A 15429-nucleotide genomic window follows, 5' to 3' on the forward strand; every position below is an offset into this window, starting at 1 on the left:
GGCCCCCGCGCCCCCCCCGCGCTTGCCCTCTCCACCCACCGGCGCCGTCCCCCGCCGCGCCGCCCCCCACTACATGAGCACATCTGCCGGGCATTGCCCGGCATTGCAGGGTGATCAGCGCACGCCGGTCTCGTTGCGGGCAATGACCAGACGCTGGATCTCCGAGGTGCCTTCGTAGATCTCGGTGATCTTGGCATCACGGAAATAACGCTCCAGCGGCATTTCTTTGGAATAACCCATGCCACCGTGGATCTGCACCGCCTGGTGGGCGATCCACATCGCTGCCTCGGACGCGGTCAGCTTGGCTACCGCCGCCTCGGTGGAGAAGCGCTTGCCCTGTGCTTTGGTCCAGGCCGCGCGCAGGGTCAGCAGCATCGCCGCATCGAGCTTGCACTTCATGTCGGCGATCTTGGCCTGGATCATCTGGAAGCTGCCGATCGGCGCACCAAACGACTTGCGGTCCTTCACGTACGCCAGCGATGCCTCGTATGCAGCACGAGCGATGCCGACCGCCTGCGAAGCAATGCCGATACGGCCCGAATCCAGCAGGCTCATCGCGATCTTGAAGCCCTCGCCTTCCTTGCCGATCACATCTTCCGCTGCAGCGACGTAGTCCTGGAACTCGATCTCGCAGGTCGCCGATGCACGCACACCCAGCTTGGGCTCGGTCTTGCCGCGACCGAAGCCAGGCTTGCTGGTGTCGATCATGAAAGCGGTGATGCCGCGCGAGCGCTGTTCCGGGTCGGTCATCGCAAACAATACGATGTAACGCGCCACCGGACCGGAGGTGATCCAGCTCTTCTGGCCGTTGATCACGAACGAACCATCGGCCTGCTTCACGGCACGGCAACGCATCGCGGTCGCGTCGGAGCCGGACTGCGATTCGGTCAGCGCGAACGCGCCAATCTCTCGGCCTTCGGCAATCGCACGTACGTAGGTCTGCTTCTGCGCCTCGGTGCCATAACCCAGCAGGGCGTTGCAGAACAGCGAATTGTTGACCGACATGATGGTGGCATGTGCCGCGTCGGCAGCCGACACCTCGACGATGGCCAGCACGCTGGAAATCGGATCCATGCCGGAGCCGCCGTACTCGACCGGCACCTCGATGCCCATCAAGCCGTTCTCACCCAACAGACGGATATTGTCCAGCGGGTACTCACCGGTAGCGTCGAAGTGCTCAGCGCTGGGGGCGATCTTTTCTTTGGCGATGCGACGCGCGACGTCCTGCAGCATCAGCTGCTCGTCGGAATAACTGAAATCCACAACACCCCTCCCAGGGTCTGATCAAGTTGCGATTGTAACCATCGCAACCCCATTCAGCCTATGCATCGCCTTGACCGAAACTGGCAACACAGGGAGAATATCTCTATATCGCGATAGGTAGATATTTATGGATCTGGAAGACTGGTCAACCCGTCTGAAAGTGTTCGCCGATGCGACGCGCGTGCGTCTGCTGACGTTGTTGGAACAGGAAGAATTGACCGTGGCCGAGCTGTCGGCCATCACCACGCTGGCCCAGCCGCGCGTGTCCACCCATCTGGCCAGGCTCAAGGAAGCCGGCCTGGTGCGTGATCGGCGTGCCGGCGTCTCGGCGTATTACCGCTTTGACGAGGCCGCGCTGGACCCGGCACAGCGCGCATTGTGGCATGCCTTGAGCAGCGGCAGCGACGATCCTCTGCTGCGCCAGGACGCCGAACGCGTGCCGTCCGTGCTTGCCATGCGCGCGGCCGACCAGAACTGGGCCGACAGCGTCGCCGGTGACATGGAGCGCCACTACTCGCCTGGCCGTACCTGGGAAGCGATGGCGCGCAGCGCCCTGCCCTTGCTGGAAACCGGCGACGTGCTGGACATCGCCTCCGGCGATGGCGTGCTGGCCGAACTGTTGGCTCCGCACGCACAGCGCTATGTCTGCATCGACACCAGCGCCCGCGTGGTGGCTGCTGCCAGCGAGCGCCTGCGCAAGCTGCCCAACGTGGAAGTGCTGGAGGGCGACATGCACAAGCTGCCGTTCGCCGACGGTAGCTTCGATCTGGTGGTGATGATGCACGCCCTCACCTACGCCACTCAGCCAGCCAAGGCCGTTGCCGAGTGCGCCCGTGTATTGCGCCCGCAAGGCCGGCTGATGCTGTGCAGCCTGGCCCGCCACGAGCACAAGGCCGCCGTCGAGGCCTATGGCCACGTCAACCTCGGCTTCACCGGCAAGGAACTGCGCAAGTTTGTCGAGAAGGCCGGGCTGGAAGTCTCGAGCTTGGAGACCGTGACCCGCGAAAAGCGCCCGCCCCACTTCGAAGTGATCTCGCTGATCGCGCACCGCCCCTGATACCCCTACCTGGTTGATTGCCCCAATGCACGCCCTGCCCTGGCTCCATCCCGAACGCGTCACCAAGCTGCTCAGTGCGCTTGAACAGCGCATCCTGATCATCGACGGTGCCATGGGCACGATGATCCAGCGCCATCGTCTGGAAGAAGGCGATTATCGCGGTGTGCGTTTCGCTGGCGGCTTCGACAGCCAGCACGTGCATGGTGCAGGCTGCGAGCATGACCTCAAGGGCAATAACGACCTGCTGCTGCTGAGCAAGCCGGAAGTGATCGCCGGCATCCACACCGCCTACCTCGAAGCCGGTGCGGATCTGCTGGAAACCAATACCTTCAACGCCACCTCGGTCAGCCAGGCTGATTACCACCTTGAGCATCTGGTCTATGAGTTGAACAAGGCCGGCGCGCAGGTGGCACGTAAGTGCTGTGACGCAGTTGAAGCAATCACACCGCACAAGCCTCGCTTCGTCATTGGCGTGCTTGGCCCGACCAGCCGCACTGCCTCGATCAGCCCCGACGTCAACGATCCAGGCTTCCGCAACACCAGCTTCGACGAGCTGCGCGCCACTTACCGCGAGGCCATCGATGGTCTGATCGACGGTGGCGCCGACACACTGATGGTGGAAACCATCTTCGACACGCTCAACGCCAAGGCGGCGTTGTTCGCCATCGAAGAGGTATTCGACGCGCGTGGCGGGCGCTTGCCGATCATGATCTCCGGCACCATCACCGATGCCTCCGGCCGCACATTGTCCGGGCAGACCGCCGAAGCCTTCTATGCCTCGGTCTCGCACAGCCAACCATTGTCGATCGGCTTCAACTGCGCACTGGGCGCCACCGATATGCGTCCGCATATTGAAACGCTGTCGCAGGTATCCAGTGGCTATGTCAGCGCCCACCCGAACGCCGGCCTGCCCAACGCCTTTGGCGAGTACGACGAGACGCCCGAGGAAATGGCGACCACGCTGAAAGAGTTCGCCCAGTCCGGCCTGTTGAATCTGGTCGGCGGCTGTTGCGGCACCTCGCCCGATCACATCCGCGCCATTGCCAAAGCCGTTGCGGGATTGCCGCCGCGCGCGTTGCCGCTGGCTGCAGACAAGGCTGCCTGAGGACTACACGATGAAGAAGATCCTGTTGATCGGTGCCAGTGGCACCCTGGGTTCGGCGGTTGCGCAACATCTGCAGCAACACCATCAAGTCATCACCGCATCGCGTTCGGACCCGCTGCACAGCGTTGATCTGGGCAGCGATGACAGCGTGAACGCACTGCTGCAGACAGTCGGTCCGCTCGACGCCATCGTCGCCACCACCGGCAGCGTCCACTTCGGGCCGCTGACGGAAATGAGCCCTGCGCAGTTCGCGAAGGGACTGCACGACAAACTGCTTGGTCAGGTACGTTTGGCCTTGTTGGGCCAACATCATCTGCGCGATGGCGGCAGCATCACCTTGACCACCGGCATCCTCACCGAACAGCCGATCGCGCAAGGCGCCAGCGCCACCAGCGTCAATGCCGCCATCGAAGGTTTCGTTCGCGCCGCAGCACTCGAACTGCCGCGCGGCCTGCGCATCAACGCGATAAGCCCCAGCGTGCTGACCGAAGCACTGGATGCTTACGGCGACTTTTTCCCCGGCTTTGAACCGGTCTCCGCCGCGCGCGCCGCACTGGCGTACCAGCGCAGCATCGATGGCATCGCCAATGGACAGGTTTTCAAGGTCTGGTAATGAGCAACGACACCGCAACCCACTACACCCGTCTGTCTGGCCTTGAACCGCTGGTCATCACTCCTGACCTGCTGTTCATCAACGTCGGCGAGCGCACCAATGTCACCGGTAGCGCGCAGTTCCGCAAATTGGTCAAGGAAGAACGCTACGAAGAGGCTGTCGACGTTGCCCGCCAGCAGGTCGCCAGCGGCGCACAGATCCTCGACGTCAACATGGACGAGGGCCTGATCGATTCCGAGAAGGCAATGGCGCGCTTCCTCAACCTGATCATGTCCGAGCCGGATATCGCCCGCATCCCGGTAATGGTCGATTCCTCCAAGTGGAGCGTGATCGAGGCCGGCCTCAAATGCCTGCAGGGCAAGAGCGTGGTCAACTCGATCTCGCTCAAGGAAGGCGAGGAACTGTTCATCGAACACGCTCGCCTGGTGCGCCGCTACGGCGCTGCCGCGGTGGTGATGGCATTCGATGAAGTCGGCCAGGCTGATACCTGCGAACGCAAGGTAGAGATCTGCACCCGCGCCTATCGCATCCTGACCGAGCAGGTCGGCTTCCCGCCGGAAGACATCATCTTCGACCCCAACATCTTTGCCGTGGCCACCGGCATCGAGGAACACGACAACTACGCGGTGGACTTCATCGAAGCCACCCGCATCATCAAGCGCACGCTGCCGCATTGCCATGTGTCCGGCGGCGTGTCGAACGTCTCGTTCTCGTTCCGAGGCAATGAAACGGTGCGGCAGGCGATCCACTCGGTGTTCCTGTACCACGCCATCAAGGCCGGTATGGATATGGGTATCGTCAACGCCGGCGCGATGCCGATCTACGATCAGCTCGACCCGGAACTGCGCGAGCGCGTGGAGGACGTGATCCTCAACCGCCGTCGCGACGGTACCGAGCGCCTGTTGGAAATCGCCGAACGCTACAAGGGCAAGAAGGGCGAGAAGAAGGTTGAAGACCTGGCCTGGCGTGAGCGTCCGGTACGCGATCGACTTGCCCACGCGCTGGTGCAAGGTCTGGATGCCTGGGTTGAGGAAGACACCGAAGAAGCCCGCCAGCAGTCCAGTCGTCCGCTGGATGTGATCGAAGGCGCGCTTATGGACGGCATGAACGTGGTCGGTGATCTGTTCGGCGCCGGCAAAATGTTCCTGCCGCAGGTGGTGAAGTCTGCACGCGTGATGAAGAAGGCCGTGGCCTATCTGCTGCCCTTCATCGAAGAAGAGAAGGCGCGTACCGGCGAAGTCGGCAAGTCCAATGGCAAGATCATCATGGCCACGGTCAAGGGTGACGTGCATGACATCGGCAAGAACATCGTCGGCGTCGTGCTTGCCTGCAACAATTTCGAGGTGGTCGATCTTGGTGTGATGGTACCGGCGCAGAAAATTCTGGACGCAGCCCGCGCAGAAAACGCCGACATCATCGGTTTGTCTGGTCTGATCACGCCGTCATTGGAAGAAATGAGTCATGTCGCCAAGGAAATGCAGCGGCAGGGCTTCGAGCTGCCGCTGATGATTGGCGGTGCCACCACCTCGCGCGCGCACACCGCGCTGAAGATCGACCCGTTCTACAGCGCACCGACGGTGTGGGTGAAGGACGCCTCGCGCGCGGTCGGCGTAGCGCAGTCATTGATCTCGCGCGAACTGCGCGCCAGCTTCGTCGCCGCCAACGATGCCGACTACGCGGATATCCGCCAGCGCCACCGCAACCGTGGTGATGCCAAACGTCTGGTCTCGCTGGAACATGCACGCGGCCAGCGTTTTACCTGCGACTGGAGCCAGTACACCCCGCCGACGCCGAACCAGCCGGGCGTGCATGTGTTCGACAATTATCCGTTGGAAGATCTGCTGCCAGTGATCGACTGGACGCCGTTCTTCCAGGCCTGGGAACTGGCTGGCAAATACCCGGCGATCCTAACGGATGAAATCGTGGGTCCGCAGGCCAGTGATCTGTTTGCCGATGCGCAGGCGATGCTGAAGCGGATCGTGGATGAGAAGTGGCTGACGGCCAGGGCGGCGTTTGGGATTTGGCCGGCGAATAGCAGTGGCGATGATGTCGTGCTTTCCCTTCTCCCGAAGGGAGAAGGTGCCGCTTCTTCCCTTCTCTCGCTTGCGGGAGAAGGTGCCCGAAGGGCGGATGAGGGCAAGCTTTTGGCTCCATTGCTTGTGCCGTCTGCCCTCACCCCAACCCCTCTCCCGGAGGGAGAGGGGCTTGAGCAGCAAACCCTCCACTTCCTCCGCCAACAAGTCGACAAGCCTGCTGAGCGCCCGGACTTCTGCCTGGCCGACTTCATCGCGCCAGCAGACAGCGGCAAGCAGGATTGGATCGGCGCGTTCGCGGTTACTGCCGGCATTGGCATCGATGAACACGTTGCCCGTTTCGAGGCCGACCACGACGACTACAACGCCATCCTGCTCAAAGCCTTGGCAGATCGTTTGGCCGAAGCCATGGCCGAGCGTCTGCACCAGCGTGTGCGCACCGAATTCTGGGGCTACGCCAAGGATGAGCAACTCGACAACGAGGCGCTGATCGCCGAGAAGTACAGCGGCATCCGCCCAGCCCCCGGCTACCCGGCCTGCCCGGAACATAGTGAAAAGCAGACCATCTTCCAGCTGTTGAACGCGGAAGGCATCGGCATGTCGCTGACTGAAAGCTTCGCCATGCTGCCCACTGCAGCAGTCTCCGGCTATTACTTCAGCCACCCGCAAAGCCAGTATTTCGTGGTTGGCCGGGTATCGCGCGAGCAGGTCATTGACTACGCCAAGCGCAAGGGCGTGGATCGCGCGCAGGTAGAGCGCTGGTTGGCCTCCAACCTCGACTACGATCCGGAATAAGCCGCAACTGCTGGCGGCGACAACTGCGCCGCCAGCGCCTATCCTGCCAGCTGCCCTCCAAGCCCAGACCCCATGCAGAGTCGCAATGCAGAGCTGATCCGCAAGCACGCCGCGCCTGGTCGCATTGGCCTATGCGGCACCGATGACTGGGTCGGCAAGGCCATCCGCAAGGCGCAGGCGCCACTGACCCAGGACGGCCACCGCAGCCTGTGGTCGCACGCATTCCTGTTCAGTGAGCAACGGCTGGATGGTCATTGGTGGGTGTTGGAGTCGGACCTGGACCTGCGCAATCGCCAGCTGCGGCTCGGTGCGCAGGAGAACCGCGCCGATCGCTACTTCGACGACGAGGCCTTCCCGAACCTGGCCATCCTCGATTTCGGCCTGGATGCCGCACAGACTCACAAGGTGCAGGTTGCCGCGCTGGATCTGCTGTCAGGGCTGTCCAGCTACTCGCTGAGCGAGCTGGTCGGCACCTTGTTTGCGATGCACAGCACCCGCCTGCGTCGGCGCAGCAACCTGCTATCCAAGGAAGGCGCGCTGTACTGCTCGGCGATGGTGCAGCACTGCTACGCAGCGGCCGGCATCGATCTGCTGCCAGGTGTCCACGGCAAGAACGTCGCACCGCAGGACATCTACGACGCCGCCCTGCCCCACACCACCCACTCGTTGATCCGCGACCTGGGCATTTCGAGCCTGCGCCGCTTCACCCACAGCGCCAAAGAGCTGCTGGATACGCCGGTCCAAGACCTGTTCTGACGTAGTTGGCAGTCGCCAGCTACCCGGCTGCCGCAGATCTCAACCCATTTCCTGCTCAAGCATCTGGATCAGCAACGCGGCCAAGGCCTTGGCTTCCGGGTCCGCCGACGGACGGTGCAGGACCGCCAGCTCGACGCTGTCGATTCGTGGCAAGCCAGTTTCCACCCCCAGCACCACATGTCCGGCTGTCATCGCACGCGCCGGCAACAGGCTGATGCCCAATCCATCGGCAACTGCTGATTGGATGCCACCAAGACTGGAGCTGGTGAAACTGATGCGCCACCGCCGACCCAGGTGTTCAATCGCGTCGATCATGTCTTCGCGGTACATGCCACGCGGCGGAAACGCCACCAGCTGCACCGGCTCGGTCCCGAACGAGGGACTGCTGGCACTGTCCACCCAGCACATCGGTTCGGGCCAGCAGGCCACGCCCTCACGGCTGCCACGCCGTTGCTTGACCAGGATCAGGTCGAGCTCGCCGCGGTCGTAGCCCTCGGCCAAGGCACGACTCAAGCCGCTACTGACTTCCAGCTTCACCCGCGGATAGGCCCTGGTGAACTCAGCCAGCACCGGCGTGGTGCGCCCTGCAGCGAAATCTTCCGGCACACCCAGTCTTATGACCACCGCAGCACCATCGCCCGACATGGCCTCTGCCAGCTGCTCGTTGAGCGACAACATGCGCCGGGCGTAACCCAATACGGTCTCACCGATATCCGTCGGTCGCACATCGCGCACCCCCCGATCCAGCAGGCGGTGCCCGGCAAGGTCCTCCAGCCGCCGCACTTTCTGGCTGATGGTCGACTGGGTGGAATGCAGACGCGCGGCGGCGGCAGTGAAACTGCCGCAATCGGCCACCATCACCAACGCCCGCAGCAGATCCAGCTCGAAGTAGGCCCTATTTGTTTTTGAACTGGACTCGACCACGACATTTAATTTCACGATAGCTCACTGCACTTGTAGCATCGCTTGCAACCTCGGGCAAACACCAGAACCAGCAGGCCGCACGCAGTCGCCTTCGCTTGTGCCGTGCGGCGACTCATATCTGGCCCGCCCTGAGGCCATCGCTTATCACTGGAATACGCCATGAAGACCACGCTCGGCCTGCTGCTGACCACACTCGCAGCAACCATCTCGCCCGCAATCGCCGCCCAATCCCAGGCGGACGTAGTGATCCGCCATGCAACCGTGATCGATGTCGAACATGGCCGTGCGATACCCGACCAGACCGTCGCCATCCGTGACGGCAGCATTGTCGCCGTCGGTGATGATGCACAGCTGGGCACCCAATGGCGCGCCACCACCGCCATCGATGGCCGCGGCCGCTATCTGATTCCCGGACTGTGGGACATGCACGTCCACTTTGGCGGCGGCCCGGCACTGATCGAAGAGAACAAGGCCCTGCTGCCGCTATACGTCGCGCATGGCATCACCACCGTGCGTGACGCGTCGGGGGATCTCGCCGAGCAGGTCTTGTCGTGGCGCGGGCAGATCGCCAGTGGTCAGTTGTTCGGGCCGCAGCTGTTCACCTCCGGCGCCAAGATCGAAGGCCTGGCGCCTGTCTGGAAAGGCACGATTGAAGCCGGCGACAAGGCCGGTGTGGACGCCGCGCTGGATCGCGAGCAGCGCGACCAGGTCGATTTCGTGAAAATCACCGACAGCACGCTGAAGCCGGAGCTGTTCCTGTACGCCGTCAGCCAGGCCAAGGCGCGAGGTCTGCGCAGTTCCGGTCACGTACCGATGGCCCTGACCGTAGGCCAGGCCATCGAGGCCGGCATGAGTTCGATCGAGCACCTGGACTACGCCTTCAAGGCCGGGGTCAAGGATGAGGCTGCGATCGCTGCCGACTTCGCCGCCGGAAAGATCGACCGGGCCGAGGCCAACCGCAGGCTGCATGCCGGCTTCGACCGCGCCACCGCAATGGCGGCGTACCGCCGTTTTGCCGAACTCGGCGTCGCCGTGACCCCGACCCTCGACGGTGGCCGCATCATCGACTTCCTCGATGTGGAACCGCGCGACAGCGACCCTTACCTGGCTTACATCGGCCCGGGGCTGCGCGATACCTACAAGTGGCGCGTCGAGCGCGCCGCCAAAGCCACGCCCGCTCAGATCGAGGCACGCCACGCCCACTACGCACAGGTGGCCGCGGTGCTGCCGATGCTGCAGGAAGCCGGCGTGCGCATCATGGCCGGCACGGACGCAGGCTTTCTGAACTCCTACAACTTCCCTGGAATCGGTCTGCACAACGAGTTGGCACTGTATGTACGCGAAGGGCTGACGCCATTGCAGGTGCTGCAGTCGGCCACCCGTGCCGGCCCAGCCTGGTTCGGCAAGCTGGACCGCTATGGTGCGGTCGCCGAAGGCAAGGCGGCGGACCTGGTGCTGCTGGACCGCAACCCTCTGCAGGACATAGCAGCCACCCGCGCGATCAATACCGTGGTGATGCGCGGCAAGGTCCATGACCGTGCCGCACTGGACGCGATGCTGGCGCGGACCAAGGCGCAGGTCAGCGAGTGGAACGCGCAGGCGAAACCCTGATATCTGTGCCCTCCGTTGCCGTCCAGGGTCGGACCACGCACACACCGAGCTGTATCCGTAGCCCCGTTCTTTGTGGGAGTGGCGTAAGCCGCGAAGCAAGGGAGTCATCCGATCGCACATGCATCGACGACTTCAGCAAAGCCAGTTTCGCGGCTCACGCCGCTCCCACAGTCAGAGCCAGCCCCAGCCGAACAACACGCAAACCTAAAATTTGTGGGAGCGGCGTAAGCCGCGAAGCAGGAACACCATCAGATTCCACAGACATCTGGAACTGCAGCAAAGCCAGCTTCGCGGCTTACGCCGCTCCCACAGTCAACTGCAAGCTGGCGGACGCTGCTTGGCGAAAGTTGCCAACATTGCACCAACGAACGTTCGGTTCACCTGAAACAACGGGAATCAGCCGGATCGCGACTCTGCGAACTGCCATCCAAAGACGGCAAAGGGCACAATAGGGACTGCTGCAACTGCAGCCCCCCCTTTGCCTGCCCAGCGCATCCAGCGCCCTCCCATGACGTCCGTTGCCTTGCCATCACGGGCCGTGCCTACCGCACGCCTGTCGAGCTTCTACTTTTTCTACTACGCCGCGCTTGGCGCGTTCACGCCGTATTGGAGCCTGTACCTGCAGTCGCGCGGCATGACAGTCACCGCCATCAGCGTGATGATGAGCCTGTGGTACGCCACGCGGGTGGTCGCACCCAGCACCTGGACCTCGCTGGCGGCTGTCTCGCCGCATCCGATCCGCTGGCTTCGCGTCGGCTGCGTACTGACCATCGTCTGTTTCGCCGGCTTCCTGGTGCCCGCGCCGCCGTGGACGCTGTACGTGGTGATGATCGCGTTCTGCTTCTTCTACAACGCGGTGATGCCGCAGTTCGAATCGATCACCCTCACTCATCTGGGCGCGGACAGTCATCGCTACGGCATGATCCGGGTCTGGGGCTCGGTGGGCTTCATCATCGTCGTCACCCTGTTCGGCTGGCTGATCGAAAAGCACGGTGCCGGCAAGCTGCCATGGCTGATGCTGCCGCTGTTTGTACTGATGGTCGGCTCGGCCTTCCTCAACCGTTATGCGCGCAATATCGGCGCGCGCAGCCAACACGATGCAGGCTTCTGGAGCATCGTGCGGCAGAAGCCGGTCATGGCCTTCTTCATCGCCGCCTTCCTCGAACAGTTGTCGTTCGGCCCCTACTACACCTTCTTCTCGCTCTACATGGACCAACACGGCTACAGCACCTCGCTGCTCGGGCTGATGTGGACCGTCGGCGTGGTGTTCGAAGTAGCGGTGTTCTTCCTGATCGCGCGTTTCTTCCGTCGCTGGGATGCCAGCTGGCTGCTGATCATTTCCATGGGAAGCGCCGTGTTGCGCTGGTGGGCCACCGCGCTGTGGCCGGAGAACCTGCCGGTGATGCTGGTCGCGCAGACCACCCATTGCCTGGGCTTCGCCGCGTTCTTCGCCTCGGCCATGCAGTTGCTGGCGCGCTACTTCCCGGGCAACCTCAATGGCCATGGCCAAGGCCTGTTCTATGGTTTTTCGTCCGGCCTGGGCGGCGTGCTCGGCGCCCTGATCGCTGGCCAGCTCTGGCAGTTCGGCGACGGCAAGGTCGCCTTCATCGTCGGCGGCTGTTTCGCCCTGCTCGGCACCCTGATCGCCTGGTACTGGCTGCCGCCTTCGCGCCAGGCCCGGTTCAAGCGCTGAATCCTGCAGGCAGGCCCAATCCCTGTTATAAGTGCGCCATCTCACGGCACAGGGGGCTCTGTCATGAAATACGGTTCCAGTTTCTACACCTTGCTGGCAGCACTGCCATTGCTTGCGACCGGGACTGCTCGCGCCAACGAAGCCTCAACGGCGCCGATCGGCATCTTTGCCGTTGCCTGCGTCGATCTGCTCGACAAGCCCGACACCTTCGCCGAGGTAATGAGCGCTCAGGGCGACCGTGTGCAGGATCCGGAGGCGAGAGAGTTTCTTCGCGACAAGCCAGGCAAGGCCTGGCTTGTCAGCTTCGAAAGCATCCCCTATGGCTTCTCCTGGGCCGACGATGGAACCTGCCGGGTCACCATCATGAGCGGTGAGCCCAAGGAGATTGCCAAAGAGTTCGGAAGGCTTGGCCGAATGGCCCCGGATGGCTATACCTCGACCATGGACATGACCTCCATCGACGAAAGGGGCTGGACGGTCCACACCTACACCTGGCGCGGCAATGGTGAAGACCGCGGCATCCAAATGCGGCTGTCACTCAACCCCAAATCCGGGACCGGTTTACGTGGCAATGCCAGCGCCAGTTACGTTGCAGTACCCCGTTGAACCTGTCGCCTGACAGGGCGCTGGAATCGTGTAGCTGATACTCGGTCACGCCACCTTGCACACGCGCGTAGCGCCTGATCTTGCTGCACTGACAAGCACAGAGCCTACAGCGCCCGCTCCCGTGCTACGGGAGCGATCGCGCGCTCCATGCCGAGCGCAGAACGCGCGCGGCTCAATGCACTTCTGTCGCCTGATGATCGCGGAACGAGGACAGCAACACTCGATTGCCGTAACCACTCAAATGGTCACCGTCGAAATAGAGAGGCTTGCCCGCTTGCTCTGGCTGGCAGGTCGTCCCCGGGCACAGTACCGGCAAAGGATCCCAGACACTCGCGCCAGGCAGTGCCTGCGCAACCTGTTGCAAGCTGGCCATCACAGGTGCCCGTAGTGCCTCCATTCGTTCACGCGAAACCGCCATGCCGTTCACGCAGATCGGATTGCCGCGATTGAACGCATCCGAGCAACGGAACGGTGGCGCAGCCAGCACCGGCTTTGGTGCTTCCAGTACGATCCGAATGCCGCGATTGGCCAGGGGCTTCAGTGCAGCAATTGCGAGGTGAACCTCCTCCTCCCGCTTTACCGCAGCCTCCCCACTCTGCACAGCTGCAAGTGCGTGCTGCTGATCCAGCAACTCATATTGTTCAACCAGTCTTGGTACCCGAAGGCCTGGGAGGAACAGCACATCGCCGGCGCGGGCCTGCATGGCTACATCTGCCAGGGTCTGGGTCACGTAGGAGGCGCAGCCCGGATCGGCCTGTTGTCGGCCTTGCAGCCCGACCAACGCACAGCCAGCGCCCGCATACAGGCGGACCTGCCCACCGTCGAGCAAAACCGAACGACGCAGCATCTCCCTGTAAGCCAGCGCGTGTGAATCACCCGCTACGAACAAACGCCGCTCACCGCCTTTCCCCATAGCGCACTTGCCACGCTCGAACTGCTGCACCTGAGCACCCGCGACCGGCAGACGCGACACCAGCAGCTCGCAATCAGGGAATTCCTTTTTTAAGCCCTTGGCATACGGATACCAGTCCAACGGATGGCGACTGACCGTACTCAAGGAGATGTGCTTGGCGGCGCGTTCCATTTGCTTCTGCAAGCCCATGCCCAGCAGCAACAGCACCACGCCGCCTACCACCCAACGCAGATCCGAGGCACGCCAGCGCCTGCCAAAGCGCAGCGGCTGTTCCACCCATCGCCAAGACAGCCAGGCCAGCAGTGCGGTGCAGAACAATGCCAATCCCCCGGTACCCAGCGAGTCCAGACCAAGCGTCCAGCGGAACAGCACGAATACCGGCCAATGCCACAGATACAGCGAGTACGACATCCGCCCTATCACCAGCATCGGCCGCGCCGACAGACTGCTACCAATCCAGCCGGCGGCGGAACGGTGCAACAGCCCCAGCAACCCCAACGTGCCAAGCACCGGCCACAAGCCATCGATCCACGGTGAGTGGCCGGGACGCGCTGCCCACAAGCCGTAGCCCAGCAAGCTGGCGCTGCCCAACTGCAACAGCATGGACCAAAGCCCTGTTGGACCCGCTTCACTGTTCGCACGCCCACGCATATCGAGCAGCTGGAACAGCAGCACGCCCGCACCCAATTGCCAGAACCGCGTGGTGGTCTGATAGAAGGAGGCGATCTCCTGTCCGCCCTGCAGCGCGCGGATGATGGCAAACAGCAGCGAACCGGCGGTGGCCAAGCCAAACAGCAGCATCGACAAGCCCCGGCCCCGCCCGCCCTTGGACCAGGCCATGAACAACAACGGGAACAGCAGGTAAAACTGCTCCTCCACACCCAGCGACCAGGTATGCGTGTAAGGGTTGAACTCACTACGTGGCGAGAAATAGTCATTGCCCGTGCCCGCCAACACCCAATTGCTCAGCCCGACAAAGGCCATGCGTCCGGTCTTGCCGCTGGTTTCGCTGAGCCAGGATTCGGGAATGAACAAGGTGCTCAGCAGGCCGGTAGCCAGCAGACACACCAGCAGCGCCGGCATGATCCGGCGCATGCGTCGCGCATAGAAGGCCAGCATCCCCTTCCAGCCGACGAACCCGGAAGAGCGCGCCACCGAAGCGCTGACCACGTAGCCGGAGATGACGAAGAAGACATCCACGCCGGTAAACCCGCCTGGCAACCAGCTCGGATTGAGGTGGTAGAAGATGACAGCGAGCACGGCAATGGCGCGCAGGCCGTCAACGTGGGGGAGATAGCCTTCCTGCTTCAACTGTCCCTGCATTGTTTTCCCCATTAAAAAAACGGGCGCCAGCGGCGCCCGTTATCTGCATCATAGCCAATCGCTTACCAGACCAGATCGTCCGGCACCTGGTACTGCGGGTCCGCGTACGGGTCCGCGTCGGCCGGGGCATTCGGATCAACCTTCAGCGCCACGGCCTGGGCGAATATCTCCTCGGCCTGCGCCAACACTTCGGCTGTCACCAGCAGGTAGCGACCGTTCTGCTGCAGCACGCCAAGCTCACCGGCGTTGAGCGCCTTGAGCTGATCAGCGTTGACGTAGACGCGCTTGATCTTGCCGCCGTACGGGAAGTGACGGGCAATGTCGGCGTTGGGATCATTCAGCCCCTTGTCCTTGATCAGCTCATCGAGCTTGGCCCGCGCTTCACGGCGCAGGCGTGCTTCTTCCTGCTTGGCCTGTTCGGCCTGGATGCGCTCGTCCTTTTCCTTCTGCGCACGGATCGCATAGGCCTTGGCCAGATCGATGTCTTCCTGCGAGCGTGGCTTGCGCGGACCCTGCTGCGGCCGGCCCTGCCCGGGCTTAGCCGGATTGGACGGCTTGCCGTGTTGGGCTGGCTTGCCTGCATGGGCGGGTTTGTTGCCCGCCTGCTGCGGCCGGCCCTGTCCCGGCTTGCCCTGCGGCGGACGGCCGTCACGGCGCGCTTCCGGCTTGCGCTCCGGCTTGGGAGCAGGCTTGAAACCCAGCCCTAGCAGCTGGTCACGAATATTGTCACTCATAGG

Annotated in this window: 12 protein-coding genes; 8 read left to right on the forward strand and 4 right to left on the reverse strand. The window is 62.9% G+C overall.

The features are described 5' to 3' along the window. Positions 1-114: 114 nt before the first annotated feature. The gene (locus ACVOLL_RS16210; protein WP_481513819.1) at positions 115-1263 is read right to left on the reverse strand and encodes an acyl-CoA dehydrogenase family protein; all 1149 of its coding nucleotides are present in this window, start codon (positions 1261-1263) and stop codon (positions 115-117) included. Positions 1264-1390: 127 nt separating this feature from the next. Between ACVOLL_RS16210 and ACVOLL_RS16215 the strand changes: the two genes are divergently transcribed. From ACVOLL_RS16215 to ACVOLL_RS16235, 5 genes are all read left to right on the forward strand, one after another. Next, on the forward strand, positions 1391-2320 hold the full coding sequence (locus ACVOLL_RS16215; RefSeq protein ID WP_481513820.1) for an ArsR/SmtB family transcription factor: 930 nt from the start codon (positions 1391-1393) through the stop codon (positions 2318-2320). A 25-nt stretch (positions 2321-2345) separates the two neighbouring features. After that, positions 2346-3425, forward strand: a complete 1080-nt coding sequence (locus ACVOLL_RS16220) for a homocysteine S-methyltransferase family protein (protein WP_481513821.1) — start codon at positions 2346-2348, stop codon at positions 3423-3425. 10 nt (positions 3426-3435) lie between these two features. Then, positions 3436-4038, forward strand: a complete 603-nt coding sequence (locus tag ACVOLL_RS16225) for a short chain dehydrogenase (RefSeq protein WP_481513822.1) — start codon at positions 3436-3438, stop codon at positions 4036-4038. Next, a complete protein-coding gene (metH, locus tag ACVOLL_RS16230; RefSeq protein ID WP_481513823.1) occupies positions 4038-6866 on the forward strand; it encodes a methionine synthase in 2829 nt (942 codons plus the stop codon). The genes ACVOLL_RS16225 and metH overlap by 1 nt, the downstream gene beginning before the upstream one ends. A gap of 72 nt (positions 6867-6938) precedes the next feature. Continuing rightward, positions 6939-7622 carry a hypothetical protein gene (locus tag ACVOLL_RS16235; protein WP_481513824.1) on the forward strand — a complete coding sequence of 228 codons (684 nt, stop codon included), beginning with the start codon at positions 6939-6941 and terminating at the stop codon, positions 7620-7622. A gap of 39 nt (positions 7623-7661) precedes the next feature. On the opposite strand, the gene ACVOLL_RS16240 is transcribed toward ACVOLL_RS16235, so the two are convergent. Continuing rightward, positions 7662-8561, reverse strand: a complete 900-nt coding sequence (locus tag ACVOLL_RS16240) for a LysR substrate-binding domain-containing protein (protein ID WP_481513825.1) — start codon at positions 8559-8561, stop codon at positions 7662-7664. Between the two features lie 144 nt (positions 8562-8705). Here ACVOLL_RS16240 and ACVOLL_RS16245 point away from each other — a divergent pair, with 144 nt between their 5' ends. From ACVOLL_RS16245 to ACVOLL_RS16255, 3 genes are all read left to right on the forward strand, one after another. After that, complete coding sequence (locus ACVOLL_RS16245; protein ID WP_481513826.1) at positions 8706-10157, forward strand: amidohydrolase family protein; 1452 nt, start codon at positions 8706-8708, stop codon at positions 10155-10157. 508 nt (positions 10158-10665) lie between these two features. Next, complete coding sequence (locus ACVOLL_RS16250) at positions 10666-11850, forward strand: MFS transporter (RefSeq protein WP_481513827.1); 1185 nt, start codon at positions 10666-10668, stop codon at positions 11848-11850. Positions 11851-11913: 63 nt separating this feature from the next. Further along, a complete protein-coding gene (locus tag ACVOLL_RS16255; protein ID WP_481513828.1) occupies positions 11914-12456 on the forward strand; it encodes an NMCC_0638 family (lipo)protein in 543 nt (180 codons plus the stop codon). Positions 12457-12628: 172 nt separating this feature from the next. Here ACVOLL_RS16255 and ACVOLL_RS16260 read toward each other — a convergent pair whose 3' ends face one another. After that, positions 12629-14692 carry an acyltransferase family protein gene (locus tag ACVOLL_RS16260; RefSeq protein ID WP_481513829.1) on the reverse strand — a complete coding sequence of 688 codons (2064 nt, stop codon included), beginning with the start codon at positions 14690-14692 and terminating at the stop codon, positions 12629-12631. Positions 14693-14754: 62 nt separating this feature from the next. Then, positions 14755-15426: a DUF2058 domain-containing protein gene (locus tag ACVOLL_RS16265; protein WP_481513830.1), complete on the reverse strand. Its 672-nt coding sequence runs from the start codon at positions 15424-15426 to the stop codon at positions 14755-14757. Positions 15427-15429 lie beyond the last annotated feature (3 nt).

Source organism: Stenotrophomonas sp. STEN035, from assembly GCF_056759935.1.

What these genes read in the sequence shown, in the direction of transcription:
- ACVOLL_RS16215 (WP_481513820.1), top strand. Translation starts at nt 1,391, where the DNA reads ATGGATCTGGAAGACTGGTCAACCCGTCTGAAAGTGTTCGCCGATGCG.
- ACVOLL_RS16220 (WP_481513821.1), top strand. Translation starts at nt 2,346, where the DNA reads ATGCACGCCCTGCCCTGGCTCCATCCCGAACGCGTCACCAAGCTGCTC.
- ACVOLL_RS16225 (WP_481513822.1), top strand. Translation starts at nt 3,436, where the DNA reads ATGAAGAAGATCCTGTTGATCGGTGCCAGTGGCACCCTGGGTTCGGCG.
- metH (WP_481513823.1), top strand. Translation starts at nt 4,038, where the DNA reads ATGAGCAACGACACCGCAACCCACTACACCCGTCTGTCTGGCCTTGAA.
- ACVOLL_RS16235 (WP_481513824.1), top strand. Translation starts at nt 6,939, where the DNA reads ATGCAGAGTCGCAATGCAGAGCTGATCCGCAAGCACGCCGCGCCTGGT.
- ACVOLL_RS16245 (WP_481513826.1), top strand. Translation starts at nt 8,706, where the DNA reads ATGAAGACCACGCTCGGCCTGCTGCTGACCACACTCGCAGCAACCATC.
- ACVOLL_RS16250 (WP_481513827.1), top strand. Translation starts at nt 10,666, where the DNA reads ATGACGTCCGTTGCCTTGCCATCACGGGCCGTGCCTACCGCACGCCTG.
- ACVOLL_RS16255 (WP_481513828.1), top strand. Translation starts at nt 11,914, where the DNA reads ATGAAATACGGTTCCAGTTTCTACACCTTGCTGGCAGCACTGCCATTG.
- ACVOLL_RS16260 (WP_481513829.1), bottom strand. Translation starts at nt 14,692, where the DNA reads ATGCAGGGACAGTTGAAGCAGGAAGGCTATCTCCCCCACGTTGACGGC.
- ACVOLL_RS16265 (WP_481513830.1), bottom strand. Translation starts at nt 15,426, where the DNA reads ATGAGTGACAATATTCGTGACCAGCTGCTAGGGCTGGGTTTCAAGCCT.